Origin of the sequence: Pseudomonas orientalis, assembly GCF_022807995.1 — a bacterium.
GTDB classification, from domain to species: Bacteria; Pseudomonadota; Gammaproteobacteria; order Pseudomonadales; family Pseudomonadaceae; genus Aquipseudomonas; species Aquipseudomonas orientalis_B.
Genome location: NZ_CP094351.1, coordinates 1,128,948 through 1,144,891, shown reverse-complemented (window position 1 = coordinate 1,144,891; position 15,944 = coordinate 1,128,948). Strand labels below are relative to the sequence as shown.

General features: G+C 61.7%; 17 protein-coding genes and 1 pseudogene. 10 read left to right on the top strand and 8 right to left on the bottom strand.

From position 1 onward, the window contains the following. Positions 1 to 91 precede the first annotated feature (91 nt). From MRY17_RS04950 to MRY17_RS04930, 5 genes are all read right to left on the bottom strand, one after another. On the bottom strand, positions 92 to 1,027 hold the full coding sequence (locus MRY17_RS04950; RefSeq protein WP_191956410.1) for a glutathione S-transferase family protein: 936 nt from the start codon (positions 1,025 to 1,027) through the stop codon (positions 92 to 94). A 75-nt stretch (positions 1,028 to 1,102) separates the two neighbouring features. After that, positions 1,103 to 1,375 carry a GIY-YIG nuclease family protein gene (locus MRY17_RS04945; RefSeq protein ID WP_191956409.1) on the bottom strand — a complete coding sequence of 91 codons (273 nt, stop codon included), beginning with the start codon at positions 1,373 to 1,375 and terminating at the stop codon, positions 1,103 to 1,105. Between the two features lie 36 nt (positions 1,376 to 1,411). Then, positions 1,412 to 1,882: a nuclear transport factor 2 family protein gene (locus tag MRY17_RS04940; protein WP_191956408.1), complete on the bottom strand. Its 471-nt coding sequence runs from the start codon at positions 1,880 to 1,882 to the stop codon at positions 1,412 to 1,414. Positions 1,883 to 1,972: 90 nt separating this feature from the next. Continuing rightward, the gene (locus MRY17_RS04935; RefSeq protein ID WP_181283243.1) at positions 1,973 to 2,608 is read right to left on the bottom strand and encodes a response regulator transcription factor; all 636 of its coding nucleotides are present in this window, start codon (positions 2,606 to 2,608) and stop codon (positions 1,973 to 1,975) included. A gap of 198 nt (positions 2,609 to 2,806) precedes the next feature. After that, entirely contained in the window at positions 2,807 to 3,625 is an 819-nt protein-coding gene (locus MRY17_RS04930; protein WP_181283242.1) for a response regulator, read from the bottom strand. A gap of 409 nt (positions 3,626 to 4,034) precedes the next feature. Here MRY17_RS04930 and MRY17_RS04925 point away from each other — a divergent pair, with 409 nt between their 5' ends. The 8 genes from MRY17_RS04925 to MRY17_RS04890 all read left to right on the top strand — a co-directional run bounded on the left by MRY17_RS04925 (position 4,035) and on the right by MRY17_RS04890 (position 11,740). Next, a complete protein-coding gene (locus MRY17_RS04925; RefSeq protein WP_181283241.1) occupies positions 4,035 to 4,658 on the top strand; it encodes a DUF1120 domain-containing protein in 624 nt (207 codons plus the stop codon). Positions 4,659 to 4,686: 28 nt separating this feature from the next. Then, positions 4,687 to 5,307, top strand: a complete 621-nt coding sequence (locus MRY17_RS04920; protein WP_191951606.1) for a DUF1120 domain-containing protein — start codon at positions 4,687 to 4,689, stop codon at positions 5,305 to 5,307. Positions 5,308 to 5,318: 11 nt separating this feature from the next. Continuing rightward, the gene (locus MRY17_RS04915; RefSeq protein WP_243353371.1) at positions 5,319 to 5,939 is read left to right on the top strand and encodes a DUF1120 domain-containing protein; all 621 of its coding nucleotides are present in this window, start codon (positions 5,319 to 5,321) and stop codon (positions 5,937 to 5,939) included. Between the two features lie 3 nt (positions 5,940 to 5,942). Further along, positions 5,943 to 6,626, top strand: coding sequence for a DUF1120 domain-containing protein (locus MRY17_RS04910; protein ID WP_191956406.1), 684 nt, complete (start codon positions 5,943 to 5,945; stop codon positions 6,624 to 6,626). Positions 6,627 to 6,660: 34 nt separating this feature from the next. Continuing rightward, positions 6,661 to 7,365 (top strand): fimbria/pilus chaperone family protein, encoded by a 705-nt coding sequence (locus MRY17_RS04905; RefSeq protein WP_243353370.1) that lies wholly within the window; start codon positions 6,661 to 6,663, stop codon positions 7,363 to 7,365. Positions 7,366 to 7,483: 118 nt separating this feature from the next. Then, the gene (locus MRY17_RS04900) at positions 7,484 to 9,919 is read left to right on the top strand and encodes a fimbria/pilus outer membrane usher protein (RefSeq protein WP_243353369.1); all 2,436 of its coding nucleotides are present in this window, start codon (positions 7,484 to 7,486) and stop codon (positions 9,917 to 9,919) included. 11 nt (positions 9,920 to 9,930) lie between these two features. Next, on the top strand, positions 9,931 to 11,070 hold the full coding sequence (locus tag MRY17_RS04895; protein WP_243353368.1) for a DUF1120 domain-containing protein: 1,140 nt from the start codon (positions 9,931 to 9,933) through the stop codon (positions 11,068 to 11,070). A gap of 25 nt (positions 11,071 to 11,095) precedes the next feature. Beyond that, a complete protein-coding gene (locus tag MRY17_RS04890; RefSeq protein ID WP_181283234.1) occupies positions 11,096 to 11,740 on the top strand; it encodes a DUF1120 domain-containing protein in 645 nt (214 codons plus the stop codon). On the opposite strand, the gene MRY17_RS04885 is transcribed toward MRY17_RS04890, so the two are convergent. Continuing rightward, complete coding sequence (locus tag MRY17_RS04885; RefSeq protein WP_243353367.1) at positions 11,737 to 13,002, bottom strand: CynX/NimT family MFS transporter; 1,266 nt, start codon at positions 13,000 to 13,002, stop codon at positions 11,737 to 11,739. The genes MRY17_RS04890 and MRY17_RS04885 overlap by 4 nt on opposite strands. Before the next feature lie 220 nt (positions 13,003 to 13,222). Here MRY17_RS04885 and MRY17_RS04880 point away from each other — a divergent pair. Next, positions 13,223 to 13,534: pseudogene (locus tag MRY17_RS04880) on the top strand (type II toxin-antitoxin system MqsR family toxin). Further along, positions 13,531 to 14,013: a type II toxin-antitoxin system MqsA family antitoxin gene (locus MRY17_RS04875; protein WP_065885872.1), complete on the top strand. Its 483-nt coding sequence runs from the start codon at positions 13,531 to 13,533 to the stop codon at positions 14,011 to 14,013. The pseudogene MRY17_RS04880 and the gene MRY17_RS04875 overlap by 4 nt, the downstream one beginning before the upstream one ends. 50 nt (positions 14,014 to 14,063) lie before the next feature. Here the strand turns inward: MRY17_RS04875 and MRY17_RS04870 are convergent, their stop codons facing one another. Next, positions 14,064 to 14,828 (bottom strand): amino acid ABC transporter ATP-binding protein, encoded by a 765-nt coding sequence (locus MRY17_RS04870; RefSeq protein WP_003171943.1) that lies wholly within the window; start codon positions 14,826 to 14,828, stop codon positions 14,064 to 14,066. 11 nt (positions 14,829 to 14,839) lie between these two features. Next, a complete protein-coding gene (locus MRY17_RS04865) occupies positions 14,840 to 15,937 on the bottom strand; it encodes an amino acid ABC transporter permease (protein WP_016978216.1) in 1,098 nt (365 codons plus the stop codon). Between the last annotated feature and the right edge of the window lie 7 nt (positions 15,938 to 15,944).

Here is a 15,944-nt window from a genome sequence, read left to right as displayed (position 1 = left end):
AAAACGCTGTTAATGCGAATTGATCGCAGTTTCATGCACTACACGGATGGGCGGGCGATTTACCTCACTTGAGCTGGCAATTATTTTTCAGCTATTGCGCCTGAAGGCGAAAACCCCAGCGAGGGAAATGCACATGCACGGTACCGCCACGCTCATCAGTACGGCGCAGGATCAACTCTTCGCGCCCGGCAAACAGCAACTCACCGGCCACGGGGTCGACGCCATAGTCGACCGCCGCGATAGTCACGTGCTGACCCGCCTTGAAGCCGTTCAGGTCCTCGAACCCATCATCCGGCAGCGGTGCCGGGGTCGCCTCGCGGGCGATCTTCAAGGCTTGATCTGCCGTCATCTGGCTGGCGGTGCCGTGGCCGAAGCCCAACACACGCTCCAGCCAAACCAGCACGGCCGGATAAGCATCCACCAACGGCGCGGTAACCGGCGTGGCCTTGAGGAACCACAGTGAGTGGGCCAGGGCAAAGTCGGCAATCGACGGCGCGCCGAACAGGAAGTCGCCGGATTCACCCTGTAGCTGCTGCTCCAACCGCGTCATGATCGCGGGCCACTGATGCTTGGCCAGCTCAGCCGGGAGCTTGCTGGCCGTGCCGCCACTGAACAACGCGGCGCGGTCAGCGATGAAGGCTTTGATGGCCTCCGGTGGCAGCTTGCCAAAGCGCACCGCCACCGATTCCGGCTGGAACACCAGGCTGACGGCATGGGCGAACACCACGCTGTCGGCCCAGGTGGCAAAGGTCTGGGTAATCATTTCCTGGCCCAGCGGAAACAGGGCCGGCGAGGACTTTTCCTGCTCCAGGCGGCGAGCGATCAGCGCGGTGTCACAGTAGATGTCCGCCCCCACCTGCAGCACCGGAGTCTTGCGGTAACCGCCGGTCAAGGCCGTCAGGTCAGGCTTGGGCATCACCGGCGAAATGTGCACGGAATGCCAGGACAGCCCCTTGAAGCCCAACAACAGCCGCGCTTTTTCCGCAAAGGGTGAGGTGGGGTAATGATGCAGGATGAGCTCAGACATACGGGTTTCCGCTTGGCGAGTGAGTGCGCAGATTACCGCGCAACAACCCTCGACGGTGTGATGGGCACCTATCAGTCAGCGTGATGAACCACCCGCTGCCAGGCACTCCTTGGCGCTCTTCTTCAATTTCTTGATCAAGCGCTCCTGACGCAACGCCTCGCCCTTGCTCGCGCATTGCTCGGTGTACACCAGCGCCACTGCCGGGCTGGACAGAAAAAACCGCGCGCCCTTGCCGCTCTGGTGGGAGGCAAACCGGCGCACCGGGTCGTTGCTGATGCCGCAATACAACGCGCCATTGGCGGCGCGCACCAGGTAGACGTACCAGGGCTTGGGTTCAGGTGTGCTCACGGACAGATTCGGCAAGGCAAAGGGGCGCGCAGTTTATCAACGACTGGCCTGGAATGCCTTCAGGCCTTTGTTCGCCTGGGCGCGCACAGCGTTTCGCACCAGCGGCGTCCAGCCCAGCAGCAGGCCCTTGGTGCCCAACGCCTGGCGCGACCAGCGCCACAGGTCGAAGTGGTCATGGTGCTCGCAGATCCTGCCATCGCGAAAGACAAAGCGCGCCTGAATATCATTGACCACGGTATTGCCGGTCGCGCTGAACAAATAGGTGGCCACCCAGTGTGCGCTGCCGGTGCGTTCGTCGCTGCGTACCTGGTCGAACGTCAGGGAAAAATCCTTGGCCCGCGTCGTGAGCATGCGCCACATATCCCCCGCATCACCGCCTCGCAGTTCGCCAAAGGCCGGGTCGCTGAACACCACGTCATCGCTGTAGCAGGCAACCATGGCCTCGGCATCCAGACGCTGGAAGGCGCTGTAGAATCGGCTGATCAAGGCGTTATGGGCATCACTCATGGGCAGGCTCCGCAGGGGTCGAAAGAGTAGGCGCACGATAAGCCGCCCACGCCGCCATGGCTACTGTCATTCGCCAGGCAAATGGGCGGGCTACGGCGCTATGCCGGTACTGCGGGCGTAGGCGAACAAGTCAACGTCGGTGGAAATACTCAAGCGCTGCATGGCCGTGCTCTTCTGCTTGCTGATCGTGGAGACGCTGCGGTTGACCTGGGCTGCGATCTGGCTGACGGTCATGCCGCTGGCCAACATGCGCACCACCTCGCGCTCCTTGCCGGACAACTGGGGCTCCTGGGACTGATCACCCGTGCCGGCCTCCACCAGTTGCACCCGCAAGCATTCGCTGGCGAAGGTCTGCCCGGCCTGTACCGCCTTGATCGCCAGGGGCAACTCCTTGGCCGAGGCGCTTTTGGCAACCACCGCCCTGGCGCCATGGGCAAAGGCGGCGCGCAGGGTGGCGACGTTGGCGAACATCGTCACCAGAATCACCGGCAACTGCGGATACTGGCGGTGCAGCAGGCCCAACAGGCAATAACCATCGGCCTGTTGGCCGCCGGGCATGGCGAAGTCTGTGACCAGCATGTCGCATGGCGTATGACTCAGCACCCCTAGCAGCTGATCGGGGCCGTCGGCTTCACCGACCACCTTGCATTTGCCATTCGCCTCGATCACGACTTTTTGCCCGACTCGGACAATGGGGTGATCGTCAGCAATAATTACTCGAAGCATAGGTACCCACGAATGATGGCAACTTGAATCCGCGCAAAATACCTCTGCCTGCGATCATCAACAACTGCTAACAAAGAGCCGCTTGCGGCCGGGCCCAATGTTCAGTAGCGGCTCCTTTTTGGACTACAAAACAAAAGGAAAACACCTACAGGCAAAACTAGATCGGCGTATAGATAAAGCGCTCTGCAACAGCATTCTTCAAACGTCGGACAGGTAATGGAGATAGGTGCACAGCTGTGCCTCGAACCCTTCCAACTGCGCTCTGTGCGCAGCAACGCCATCACACTGGACCTGTTTGATCAAACTCACGGCGCTGGTTTCAAGGCCCGTGCCTCCCAGAAACACCAGACTGCCAATCAACCGATGCAGATGCTCGGCGGTCAGTGATGCGTTCAACGTCGCACGCGCATGACGTAACACACGCAGGTCTTCCCAAGCCTCCACCAGCAGGCTTTCCAGCAATTGGTCGACAATAAGGTCGCTGCCGAACGTGGCGACAAGCGAGGCACGGGTTGGCCAATTCACAATCGGCACGGCGGCTTCTTTTACAACGCACGGGTCGTCATCGCCCGGCAACCAGCGCACCAGCACGGCGTGCAGTTGTTCAAGGGTCAGTGGCTTGACCAGCCAGGCGTCCATGCCGGCCTGGCGACAACGTTGGGGACTGTCGTTTTGCAGGTTGGCGGTCAAGGCAATGATCGGCACTCGCTTCAACCCGTTTTTGCGCTCGTGCCGGCGAATGGCGCGGGCCATGCTGTAGCCGTCCATGAGGGGCATCCTGCAATCGCTGATGACCAGGTCGAAGGGCCGATGGGTAAAGGCGTCCAACCCCATGAAGCCATCGGCGGCCAGTTGATGTCCGAGTCCCAGTTTTTGCAGCAGCCACCCCAACAACAGGCGATAGGCTGAATGATCCTCCACGACCAGAACATTCAAGTGCTGCCAATGAGGCGGGGGGACAAAAGGCGGTTTGACTGTCCGGTTCGCTCCTGCGGTTGAACCTCCTGGCGAACCCATCAGTACCTCTTCGTGGTTGTTAATTCGGCAGCGATTCGCGGCATTGACGCAGTCGCCAGGGCGACCTGCCATGCGACAGCATCAGACACACTCTTTTGAAGGTTATCGCCCCTCAACCTATAACCTTTCGAGTACGTTCAAGCCGATACAACAACTACGAAAAACGCTGCAGAAATAGCCCTCCGAATAGCGTGCCAGCCTCGCTTCGCCAATGTCGTATTAGTTGTATTTGCGCCTCGCAGCTCCCTCGCTAAATTATGCCCACCCCAAAAAGAGGGAAAGTTTGCCACTCCCCCGGCAACCGCGAAAAACATCGAGACCGCCGCCAAGTCAACCACTCGCCCACACAGGGCCGGGCGCTGACCTGTACGCGCCTCTATCTGCCAGACCTGCGATGGAACAATTTGAAATGAAAACCTCCGTATCCCTACTGAGCAGTGCCCTGCTGCTCGTCATGACATCTTCAGCGTTCGCCGCCAGCAGCGTCGACCTGACCGTCAAAGGCTTGATTACGCCCAGCGCCTGCACGCCCAGCCTGCCAGGTGATATCGACTTTGGAAAAATCGCGGCACAAGACCTGGACCTCGACAAGAGCACCTATCTGGAGCGCAAGACTGTGCAACTGAGCGTCAACTGCGATGCCGCAACACTGTTCGCCATTGAGCCCATCGACAACCGCGCCGGCTCGGCCATGTACGGCGCCGCCTTCGGCCTGGGCATGATCAACCAAAACCAGAAGTTGGGCATGTATCAATTGGCCTTCAGCAACCCCGTCGCCGAAACCCCATCCACGTTACTGGCCATGTACAACGCCGACGGACGCTGGGTAACGCTGCTGCCTGACGATGGCATCGCCCCCAACGAGCTGGTGGCACTGGGCAGCCGCGGTGAAAGCGGTTGGGCACCGCACCCGATCAAGGACGCGATGCTGGACGTCACGCTCTACACAGCGATCGCTCCGGCAAAAAATCTGACCTTGACCGACGAAGTGGCGATCGACGGCTCCGCGACCTTTGAAGTCAAGTACCTGTAACCCCCACTAACCCCACAGGATGTGACCTATGGTTAGCCCTCCCCTCGCTACTCTCACTGCGGCTCTGCTGCTGTTCGGCGCCGGCCCGGTATTGGCCGCCAGCAGCCATGACCTGACTGTCAAAGGCATCATCACCCCCAGCGCCTGCGCGCCCATGGTCTCCGGCGGCACCATCGACTTCGGCAAGGTATCGGTCAAGGACCTCAACCCCGACACCTACACCGACCTGCCCCGGGAAACCATGCTGTTGAACGTGCGTTGCGAAGGGCCGACCATTTTTACCCTGAACACCATCGACAACCGCGCCGGCACCACCGCCAGCCACTTCAGCTGGCATGGCCTGGGCGTGACCCCCAACGATGAAAAAGTCGGCGATGCCGGGCTTGGCCTGTATATGCCGGTGGCCGATGGCGTGCCGGTACGCACCATCACCTCCAGGGATGGCGGCGTGACCTGGATGCCTTCGGTAATGCTCAGCCATACCCTGTTGACGGCGGTCGCCGACAACGACGGCCTGGCACCGATTGCGGTACAGGAACTGGACGCCGAAATACGCCTGATCACGCACATCGCTCCCGCCAGCAACCTGACGCTGACCGACGAAGTGCCCATCGACGGACACGCCACCGTGCAAGTCAATTACCTGTAAGGAGCCTACCGATGAACACCCGATTGACCACCCTGGCCGCCAGCGTGCTGTTGCTCCACTCGGCCACCACCTTTGCCGCATCCACCGTGGACCTGACCGTCAAGGGTCTGATCGTGCCCAGCGCCTGCACGCCGAGCCTGTCCGCTGGTGGTGTGATCGACCACGGCAAGATCTCCGCCAAGGACCTGAACCCGGAAACCCCGACAGTCATCGGCAACCATACCCTGGTCCTGGCCGTCAATTGCGACGCCGCGATCCAGTTCGCTCTGCACTCGATCGATAACCGTGCCTCCTCAAGTGTCTCTTCGACTTACGGCCTGGGCTTCGTCAATGAAACCCAGAAGCTCGGCGGATATAACCTCACGCTGGCCAATCCGCTTGCCGAAGATGGCGTAGTGGTGCAACCGATTGCATCGTCCGATCAAGGCAACACCTGGTTCAAGGAAAAGTTCTGGGATCCGGGCCTGTACATGTCGGTCGCCGCAATGGATGACGACAGCCAGCCGCTGGCCGTCAAAGACCTGGTGGTCGATCTGCAAGTGCAGACCTTCATTATGGGCACCGCCGGGATGGACCTCAGCAACGAAGTCACCCTTGACGGTTCCGCCACTCTCGAAGTGAAGTACCTCTGACCCATGGCCGCTCATCCCTTGAACACCGACAGGCATGGGCGGCATCCGGTGTTGCCCGTGCTCACGGCATGGGGGCGTAGTGTGACCATCGTGCTTGGCCTGACCGCGATGGTCGAAGCCCACGCAGCTTCAGCCGTCGACCTCACAGTGACCGGCCGGGTAACCCCGGATGCCTGCCATGTCGAGCTGAGCCATGACGGCACCGTCGATCACGGCAGGATTGCTTCCCACAGCCTCAACGCCGATGAGTTCACCGTGCTGCCGGTCCAGACGCTCGGCCTGCGTGTGCAGTGCGCCAGGCCCATGCTGTTTGCACTGGTTGGCATCGACGAACGCGCCGACTCCTCGTCGGCCCCCGATTATTTCTATGGGCTGGGCAGGAACATTCATGTCCCCGAGGAGCGCCTCGGCTCGGTGGCATTGGCCTATCGCAACGCGGTGGGCGATACGCAGGCCATGCAGGTCTTGGCGTCCAGAGACAACGGCGAAAGCTGGTCACAGGAGCCTAACGCCTACCCGCGCGCGTACATGGCCTTTGCACCGGCGGGAGACCGGCAACCCGACTTCATCAGCCAGTTGATCGTCCAGCTTCAAGTGAGCACCGCCATCAACTTCTCGCGTTACCTGACCCTGGATCAGGAAGTCCCGCTCGACGGCGCCATCGTCCTGGACCTGCGCTACCTCTGATCGATCCTCTTTTTGGCTTAATGGAAAACCCGTCATGACGACGACATTCTCAAACACCGCAGTCGGCCTCATCGCCTTGCTACTGATACTCGGCGATCAGGTAAAAGCCGACGGCATGGTCCCGGACACTTCGGTGGTGATCGTGCATGAGGCCGAAGGCGAAGCCTCGGTATCGGTGACCAATACCGACAGCCAGCTCGCCCTGCTGCATGTCACCTTGCAGGACATTCCCGAAGACACCGAACCGCTGCTGGTGGTGACGCCGCCGCTGTCGCGGGTCGAGGCGTCCAAATCCCAGCTGGTGCGTTTCATTCTGCAGAACCGGCAACCGTTGCTCACCCAACGGCTTAAACGCGCGGTCTTCGAAGGCATGCCCCAGGGACGCGCAGCCACCGCCGCCGGGCACGCCCGCGTGGGCGTGACTGTGCGCCAGAATCTGCCGGTCATCCTGCACCCCAAGGGCCTGGCGCCAAACCGCACGCCCTGGACCGACCTGACCTGGACACTGCGCGAGGGCCAACTGCAAGTGCGCAACGACACACCGTATGTGGTGCGACTGGCGCAGGAACTGCACCTGCTGCCAGGCGACGGCAAGGCCATGCTGCCGCGCACCTATGTGCTGCCCGGCGAAGCCTTGAGCGTCCCGGCCAGCGGTAGCCAGGCCCATACGGTAAGGCTGCAACCGGCCACCGTATACGGGTTTGCGGTCAAGGCTTACGACGCACCGATCAGCTTCTGACGGAACACCCCGGGCGGCCTGCCAACTGCGTCGCCTGAGTAACGAAGTGACGGCTTATTGATCGTCACCGGAACGCCAGGCTCACAAGGCCTGCGCGCTCACTACTCGAGTACCTTGCGTGAAAACAGTATTGAGTTACCGTGACGGCGAAGCCGTGCCCGCTCCCTCTGCCTGCCCTGCCTTGGCGCTGGTATTGCTGCTGTGTGCGCTGATACCCGCCAAAGTGTGCGCCGAAGACTCCAGCCCGTCAGGCTTCGATGCCCAGACCTTGCATCAACGCGGCATCGACCCACAACTGGCCAGCCTGTTGCTGGCCGCACCGCGTTACGCGGCCGGGCAACATACCGTCAACCTGCGCGTCAACGGTCAGCGTCGTGGTCGGTTGGCGGTGAATTTCGACCAGCAGGGCAATCTGTGCTTCGACCGCGCCTTGCTCGATGCCGCCAATCTGATGCCGCCCAGTGGGACCGAGAGCTGTCATGATTTTCTTGCGCAGTACCCGCAAACCCTGGTGGAGCCAGACCCGGCGACACTGACGGTATCGCTGGTGGTACCCACCAAAGCCCTGCGCCCGGTACAACAGGATATCTCCGGCTACGAAACCGGCGGGTTTGCCGGCCTGCTCAACTACGACCTGAGCGGCTTCTACAACCGCTTCGGCGATGACGCCAGCCGCTTTGGTTCGGCCAATACCGAGGTGGGGTTCAATGCCGGCGACTGGATCGTGCGCAGTCGCCAGGTGCAGACCTGGCAGGATGGCCTGTCACGTAGCACCCATCTGGAAGCCTATGCCCAACGCACCTTCGCCAGCCACCAGGCGGTACTGCAGGCCGGGCAAATCAACCTGTACAACCCCGTGCTGTCCGGCGCGCAGATCACCGGCGTGCAGGTGCTCACCGAACACGCCCTTCAAGAACAGGGCCAGGGCGCGCTGATTCAGGGCATCGCCAACAGCCCGGCCCAGGTGGAAGTGCGCCAGAACGGCGCGTTGATTCATTCCACCGTGGTGCCCGCCGGGCCGTTTACCCTGACCGATGTGCGTCGCTTGAACACGCGCTCGGACGTCGAAGTCACGGTCAAGGAAAGCGTTGGCGGTGAGCGGCGTTTCACCGTGCCCGCAGCCATGCTCGGCCTGGGCCTGCCGGCGCCGGGTTACTCGGTCGCGGCAGGCCGGGTGCGCAATGTGGGCGATGCCAAAGGTGATGATCCATGGGTGGTCAGTGCCGGCTGGACCGGCACCCTGCACCCGCAGGTCACCCTAGGCACGGGCGTGCTGGCAGCCCGTGGATACCGTTCGACAGGCGCGAGCCTGGGCTGGCTGCCGTGGCTGGACAGTCAGATCCAACTGTCCACACAAGTGTCGAACACCCAGACGCAGGAAAAGGTGTCCGGCGTACAGACCGATCTGTCCTGGTCCCAGCGCCTGAGTGAGCAATGGTCCGTCAGCGCCGCCAATTCCTGGCGCAGCATAGGCTATCGCGAACTCGAAGAAAGCACTTACGCGCGCGACGCCAACAACCGTGATTCGCGCTACCGCGACCAGCAAAGCCTCAACCTGGGCTGGTCCCATCCGAAGCTGGGTGCGTTCAGCGCCGGGGTTTCACGCTCAGCCAATTTTGCCGGCGACAGCAGCAGCCGTGCGCTGGCCTCCTGGGGCACAAGCCTTGGTGCGGTGTCGTTGTCGGCCAGCGCCGAATGGCAAATGGGCGGCCGCCAGCAGCAGGACAACGCCGTGTACCTGAATATCAGCGTACCGCTGGGCGAGAGTCGCCGGCTACGCAGTTGGGTGCGCAACTCCGGTGGCGACAACCGCACCGGCCTGGGCATCACCGAACAGATCGACGACCAACTCAGTTATCGCGTCAGCGCCGAGCACGACAGCAGCGACCATCAAGTTGAAGCCACCCTTGGCGTGTCCGCGCTGCCGCGCTACAGCCAGTTGGATATGAGCTACAGCCGCTCCGATGCCGAGCGTTCCAGTTACCAGGGCAGTGCGCGCGGTGGTGTGGTGCTGCACGGCGCAGGCGTGACCCTTTCCCCCTACCCGGTGCGTGACACCTTCGCCCTGGTGTCGGTGGGCGATATGAGCGGCATCAAGCTCAGCACTCCCAGCGGCCCGGTGTGGACCGACTGGCAGGGCCAGGCCGTGGTGCCGCAAGTGGCTGCCTACGGTCGCAGCGCGGTGGAAGTGCAAACCCGTTCATTGCCGCGCAACGCCGATATCAACAACGGTCTGGCAATGATCTCGGCCGGACGCGGCGCCGTGGAGCGCGTCGAATTTGGCGTCGGCCTGACCCGCCGTTTGCTGCTCACCGTCAGCACCGAACAGGGTGCACCGCTGCCCGCAGGCGCTTCCGTCAGCAGCGGCAATGGCGAGTTCATCACCCTGGTGCAGGAAGGCAGCCAGGTGTTTTTACCCAATGTGCTGGGCCAACCGATGCTGTGGATAACCACTCCCGAAGGCGGCCGATGCCAATTGCGCTACTCGCTGCCGGAAAAAGCCGACCCCTCGGTGTACTTCGAAACGGCCCCCGCACGCTGTCACGCACCTTGAGGATTCCCGCCATGTCCCTTGCAACCTGTCTGCGTCAATTGTGCCTGTGGCTGTTGATCGGCGTCGCCGGCACTGTCCAGGCCGTGGAAGAATGCCAAATGAACGTCAGCGAACCGCTGCTGGACTTCGGCCTGATGAGCCGCCTGGCGCAAAGCGACAGCGCACCGGAACGCCTGCTCGGCGAACGCCGCCTGAGCGTAACCGTCAACTGCCCACAGGCCCAGGACCTCAGCCTGTTCTACCGCGCGCTGGCCGCCAGTGCGCAACGCCTGCAGTTTACCGAGCACGGCAGCTATGCCGTTGAGGTGGGTGATGCCCTGCTCGACGGCCGGGCGGTGGAGCTGGGTTTGCTGCCCGCCGTGGGCCAGGCACCTGTGGTCAGTGGCGGCGCAGTGCAGTGGCGACCCGGCCATGGCATCGCACCGGTGGAACGGGACGTTGTGCTCACGGGGAAAACCCTGGCGCTGCTGTTGACCTTGCGCGCCTGGGCCGACCCTGCCGCCACCCAAGTGCGCGATGCGACCACCTGGGAAGTCTCCGGGATGCTGTACGGCCCGCGCCACGGGCGCTACCGCGAACTGACACTGCGCGCGCATTTTGCGCCTGTCGCCTGCCTGCCAACCTTGTCCGACCAAGGCCTGGTGGACTACGGCACCCTGTATGCCAAAGACCTCAACGCCAGCACTGAAACACCTTTGCCCACCCGCACCCTGCGCCTGAACGTGACCTGCGACGCGCCGATCCGCTTCGCCCTGCGCATGAAGGACAACCGCGACGGCTCGGCCACCGGCGGCACGGATGAAACCGCCTATGGCCTGGACCTGGATGCCAGCCGCAACAAGATCGGGCGCTTTTACCTGACCATCGATCCTGCGGAGTTCAGCGCCGATGCCTTCCCCTCCTTGTACCGCACCGACTCGACCAGCAATGGCGTGGCGTGGAGCAGTTCCACCGCGCGGCAAATCCCCATGGCTGCCAACAGCATCATGGGTTTTACCGACAAACCCGGCGTCACCACCGGGCCGGACGCCCTGCAGACCCTGACCGGCACGATGCGCATCAAGACTTACCTGGCGCCGATGCAAACCCTGGACCTGCGTGACGTCGTGCGTATCAACGGTTCCGGCACGCTCGAAATTGTCTACCCCTGACCCATGACTGTGAGGAGTCCGTCCCATGAAAACCCGCATTCTTTCCGGCCTGTTGTTACTGGCCTGTGCGCCCGCTGCGTTGGCCGCATCGGCCGTGGACCTGAGTGTCCACGGCCTGATCATTCCAGCTGCCTGCCTGCCGCAGCTTTCCAGCGGCGGCCTGATCGACTACGGCAAGATTGCCCAGCAGGACCTGAACCTGGAGAGCGCCACGCGCCTGCCCGCCAAGACCCTGCATATCGGCATCGCCTGCAACGGCCCCGTCCGCTACGCCCTGCGCATGCGCGACAACCGGGACGGCTCGGCCATGGTCAACAGTGAGATCTACTACGGGCTGGGGTTCGATCACAGCGGCAACCGCCTGGGGGTCTACTCCCTGACCTTTGACCCACGCCAAACCCAGGCCGGCAACACCCCGCAGGTCTATGGCACCGAGTCCACCACCGCTGGCCTGGCGTGGCGCACCTCCAACCTCAACCCTATCGACATCGGCTCGCGAAGCTACCTGGGCTTCACCGAGGTGGAAGGCAGCGTCAGTGGGCCGACGGCCATCGCCATCCTGGGGGGCACTGTCACGGTGCAGACCGTGATCAATGCCCGCAAGCACCTCGACTTGAGCGTGGAGACCGCGCTTGATGGCTCGGCCACGCTGGAAGTGGTGTACCTCTAGACGTGCTCGCTGGTGACTTGCACGTAGCGTGCACGCCCGGCACCGAGGCCCGCGACGATGGCGCCCAGACCAAGCACGGCGAAGATCCAGCCGATGGCTGTCCAGCCGCCGGTCCAGTCATGCACCAGGCCGACCGCGAAAGGGCCGAGGGACGCCAGGGTGTAACCGATGCCCTGGGCCATGCTCGACAGGTTCGCAGCCACATGGGAATCGCGGGAGCGCAACACGATCAGGGTCAGCGCCAGGCTGAACGTGCCGCCCTGCCCCAGGCCCAGCACAATCGCCCAACCCCACAGGCCATCCAGCGGTGCGTAAAGACAACCGAACAAACCGCCCAGGGTCAGCAGCATCACCACCACGATTGCCAGGCGTTGATCCTTGCCTCGCGTTGCCAGCCAGGGCGCGGCAAGGGAGCTGAACAGCTGCACGATGATCGACCCCGACAGCGCCAGCCCGGCTTCGGTCGCGCTCAGGCCCCGGCCGATCAGGATCGACGGCAACCAGCCGAACACGATATAGGCCAGGGAAGATTGCAGGCCCATGTACAGAGTGACTTGCCAGGCCAGCGGATCACGCAATAAACCTTTTACGCGATAGGCCACATGATGGGCACCGTGTTTCTGTCCAACCTGCGGCAACCAGACCAGGGCCGCTACCAGGGCCGGCAGGATCCAGAAGCCCAGGCCGATCTTCCAGCTGTCGCCAAAGAAGTGGCTCAGCGGCACAGAGGCACCTGCCGCCATGGCGGCGCCCAGGCACAGGGCCATCGTGTAGACACCGGTCATGGCACCGGCCTGCCTGGCGAAGTCGCGCTTGACGATACCCGGCAACAACACGCCGATGATGCCGATGCTCGCACCGGCAATCAGGCTGCCGGCGAACAGGCCCACCTCGCCGAACGAACCGCGCAGAATGATGCCGGCGGCCAGGGTCAGCAGAATCCCCAATACCACGCGCTCGGCGCCAAAACGTCGCGCCAGCAGCGGCGCGGTCGGCGCGAAAAGGCCCAGGCAGAGCACCGGCAAGGTGGTCAGCAAACCGGCCTTGGCGGCCGACAAGCCCAGGCTGCTGGAGACTTGCGCCAGCAGCGGCGACAGGCTCGACAGCGCCGGGCGCAGATTCAGCGCCACCAGGACCAGGCCGAGCAACAGCAACCAGGGTCGGGCCACGCTCGGCTGCGCGTGTTGCACAACCTCGTCGTCGGCCTCGGCGTCAATCAGCAGCTCTTCAAGTTCAGTCTTGCGTGGGGTTTCAGGGTTCATTGATCAACTGCCGGCAGAGGGATTTGGCGCGTTGCGGGTCTTGCCAAGCGCAGTGCCTGCAGATCGCCTGCAGTACGGCCAATCATGGGATGAATTTTCCCACAGGCTATTCGGAGCTGCCTACAAAGGCAACGCACTAGGGTTCCTGGGCAGCAAAAGGAGCAGTATTTTCGATTGGTAAAATTACCCTCAGAGGGTAATTATTGGACTCAGGTGTCTTATGGAAAAGTACACACCTCATTACGATTTGGCGGTGATAAAGGCGGATGTCAGGCGGCTTGGCTTCAGAGCCTTTACCGCGACCGCACGGCTGAGCGGTAAAGACCTTGGCCTGGATATAGGAGAGATGCAGGCAGTCATCTACGCGCTGAAAAGAACGATGCTGTACAAGTCGATGACAAGTTATGACGATCATCGTGCCTGGCAGGACGTTTACCACATTTGCTCGCACGGTTTGGAGATCTAAATAAAGGTGACTTACCGTCCAGGCGACGGACCTCCGGTGATCTCCTTCAAGGAGAAAAACACATGAAAAGACAACAATGTTGCAGTTGCGGAAGGCAGGACGGGATGCTTCATTTCTCGGGACGCAGCGAGACAATGGAAGTGAAAGGCTTGCTTCGCCGTATCGACAATTTGTCTGGGTGGGAATGCGAGGCGTGTGGAGAAGTGCTCCTCGATCCGCAAGACGCAGAACGCTATTCGAACCTGTGCGATGACATAGTCCACACCTTCCGGCGAATGATCGGCACAGAGCTGAAACGCATACGCCGCAAATTGCATCTGTCACAAAAGGAAACCGTGGAACTGTTGTCAGGTGGCGGGCACAACGCGGTTTCTCGCTACGAACGCGGCGAAGTATTACCACCCAAGTCACTGGTCATACTGATGCGCTTGCTTGAGCGTCATCCACACTTGATGGTCGATGCGAAAGTCCTGAGTGAAGGTGCAGACCTGCGCAATTCCAAGAATACGGTACATAGAGAACATGAAACCCTGACAACACCTTGAGAACAGACGCAAAAAACCCGGCGTAAAAGCCGGGTTTCTTTAAGCTGCAATCAATGCAGAATCTGGCTCAAGAACAACTTGGTCCGATCATTCTGCGGGTTATCGAAGAAGTCATTCGGCGCCGCCTGCTCAACGATCTCGCCTTTGTCCATGAAGATCACGCGGTTGGCCACGGTGCGCGCAAAACCCATCTCGTGGGTCACGCACAGCATGGTCATGCCGTCTTCGGCCAGGCCGATCATGGTGTCCAACACCTCCTTGACCATTTCCGGGTCGAGTGCCGAGGTCGGCTCGTCGAACAACATGATCTTGGGCTTCATGCACAGCGCGCGGGCAATCGCCACACGCTGTTGCTGGCCACCTGAAAGCTGCCCCGGAAACTTGTGGGCCTGCTCCGGAATGCGCACGCGCTCCAGGTAATGCATGGCGATTTCCTCGGCCTTGCGCTTGGGCATCTTGCGCACCCACATCGGCGCCAGGGTGCAGTTCTGCAGGATGGTCAGGTGCGGGAACAGGTTGAAGTGCTGGAACACCATGCCGACTTCACGGCGGATCGCTTCGATCTGCTTGAGGTCGTTGGTCAGTTCCACGCCGTCGACCACGATACGGCCCTGCTGATGCTCTTCCAGACGGTTGAGACAACGGATGGTGGTGGACTTGCCCGAACCCGACGGGCCGCACAACACGATACGCTCGCCCTGCTTGACGTTGAGGTTGATGTCTTTCAACACATGGAACTGGCCGTACCATTTGTTGACGCCCTGCATCTGGATAATGCCTTCAGGGCTCACAGGCTGTTTGATCGCTTCGCTCATAACAACAACTCCTAACGCTTGTGGCCTGTGTCGAGCTTGTGTTCCAAATGAATGGAATAGCGCGACATACCAAAACAGAAAATCCAGAACACCAGGGCGGCGAACACGTAGCCTTCGGTGGCCATGCCCAGCCATTTGGGGTCGGCGGCGGCTTGCTTGACGCTGTTGAGCAGGTCGAACAGGCCGATGATGATCACCAGGCTCGTATCCTTGAACAGCGCGATAAACGTGTTGACGATGCCGGGGATCACCATCTTCAGCGCTTGCGGCAGGATCACCAGCCCCATGCTGCGCCAGTAACCCAGGCCCATCGCCGCGGCCGCTTCGTACTGGCCCTTGGGGATCGCCTGCAACCCGCCGCGCACCACTTCGGCCACGTAGGCCGACTGGAACAGGATCACGCCGATCAAGGCGCGCAGCAGCTTGTCGATGCCCATGCCTTCGGGCAGGAACAGTGGCAGCATCACCGAGGACATGAACAGCACCGTGATCAACGGCACGCCGCGCCAGAATTCGATGAAGGTCACGCAGACCACCCGAATCGCCGGCATGTTCGAACGCCGCCCCAACGCCAGCATGATGCCCAGCGGCAACGCGCCGGCAATGCCGACGGTGGCGATGACCAGGGTCAGCATCAAGCCGCCCCACTGGCTGGTGGCCACGTTGGTCAACCCGAACGCGCCGCCGTGCAGCAGGAAGAATGCGATGATCGGGTACAGCACCAGAAAGCTCAGGCCATAGACCGCCTTGCGTTGAAAGCGCGAGATGAACAACGGCGCCACGCCGACAATCGCCAGCCACACGGTGAGGTCTACGCGCCAGCGCAGATCGCCGGGGTAGTAGCCGTACATGAACTGGCCGAAGCGCTGTTGGATGAACACCCAGCAGGCGCCTTCCTTGGTGCAATCGGCGCGGGTGGTGCCAACCCAGTTGGCGTCGATGATCGCCCAACTGAGGATCGGCGGTACCACCAGGTAGATCAGGTAGAACGCGAGCAACGTCAGCAGCGTGTTGAGCCAGCTGGAGAACAGGTTGGCGCGCATCCATGCCATCGGCCCGAAGACTTTGTTCGGCGGCGGCATATCCGGTTTGAATGTATGTGAACTCATGGGCGTT

What these genes read in the sequence shown, in the direction of transcription:
- MRY17_RS04950 (WP_191956410.1), bottom strand. Translation starts at nt 1,027, where the DNA reads ATGTCTGAGCTCATCCTGCATCATTACCCCACCTCACCCTTTGCGGAA.
- MRY17_RS04940 (WP_191956408.1), bottom strand. Translation starts at nt 1,882, where the DNA reads ATGAGTGATGCCCATAACGCCTTGATCAGCCGATTCTACAGCGCCTTC.
- MRY17_RS04935 (WP_181283243.1), bottom strand. Translation starts at nt 2,608, where the DNA reads ATGCTTCGAGTAATTATTGCTGACGATCACCCCATTGTCCGAGTCGGG.
- MRY17_RS04930 (WP_181283242.1), bottom strand. Translation starts at nt 3,625, where the DNA reads ATGGGTTCGCCAGGAGGTTCAACCGCAGGAGCGAACCGGACAGTCAAA.
- MRY17_RS04925 (WP_181283241.1), top strand. Translation starts at nt 4,035, where the DNA reads ATGAAAACCTCCGTATCCCTACTGAGCAGTGCCCTGCTGCTCGTCATG.
- MRY17_RS04920 (WP_191951606.1), top strand. Translation starts at nt 4,687, where the DNA reads ATGGTTAGCCCTCCCCTCGCTACTCTCACTGCGGCTCTGCTGCTGTTC.
- MRY17_RS04915 (WP_243353371.1), top strand. Translation starts at nt 5,319, where the DNA reads ATGAACACCCGATTGACCACCCTGGCCGCCAGCGTGCTGTTGCTCCAC.
- MRY17_RS04910 (WP_191956406.1), top strand. Translation starts at nt 5,943, where the DNA reads ATGGCCGCTCATCCCTTGAACACCGACAGGCATGGGCGGCATCCGGTG.
- MRY17_RS04905 (WP_243353370.1), top strand. Translation starts at nt 6,661, where the DNA reads ATGACGACGACATTCTCAAACACCGCAGTCGGCCTCATCGCCTTGCTA.
- MRY17_RS04895 (WP_243353368.1), top strand. Translation starts at nt 9,931, where the DNA reads ATGTCCCTTGCAACCTGTCTGCGTCAATTGTGCCTGTGGCTGTTGATC.
- MRY17_RS04890 (WP_181283234.1), top strand. Translation starts at nt 11,096, where the DNA reads ATGAAAACCCGCATTCTTTCCGGCCTGTTGTTACTGGCCTGTGCGCCC.
- MRY17_RS04885 (WP_243353367.1), bottom strand. Translation starts at nt 13,002, where the DNA reads ATGAACCCTGAAACCCCACGCAAGACTGAACTTGAAGAGCTGCTGATT.
- MRY17_RS04875 (WP_065885872.1), top strand. Translation starts at nt 13,531, where the DNA reads ATGAAAAGACAACAATGTTGCAGTTGCGGAAGGCAGGACGGGATGCTT.
- MRY17_RS04870 (WP_003171943.1), bottom strand. Translation starts at nt 14,828, where the DNA reads ATGAGCGAAGCGATCAAACAGCCTGTGAGCCCTGAAGGCATTATCCAG.
- MRY17_RS04865 (WP_016978216.1), bottom strand. Translation starts at nt 15,937, where the DNA reads ATGAGTTCACATACATTCAAACCGGATATGCCGCCGCCGAACAAAGTC.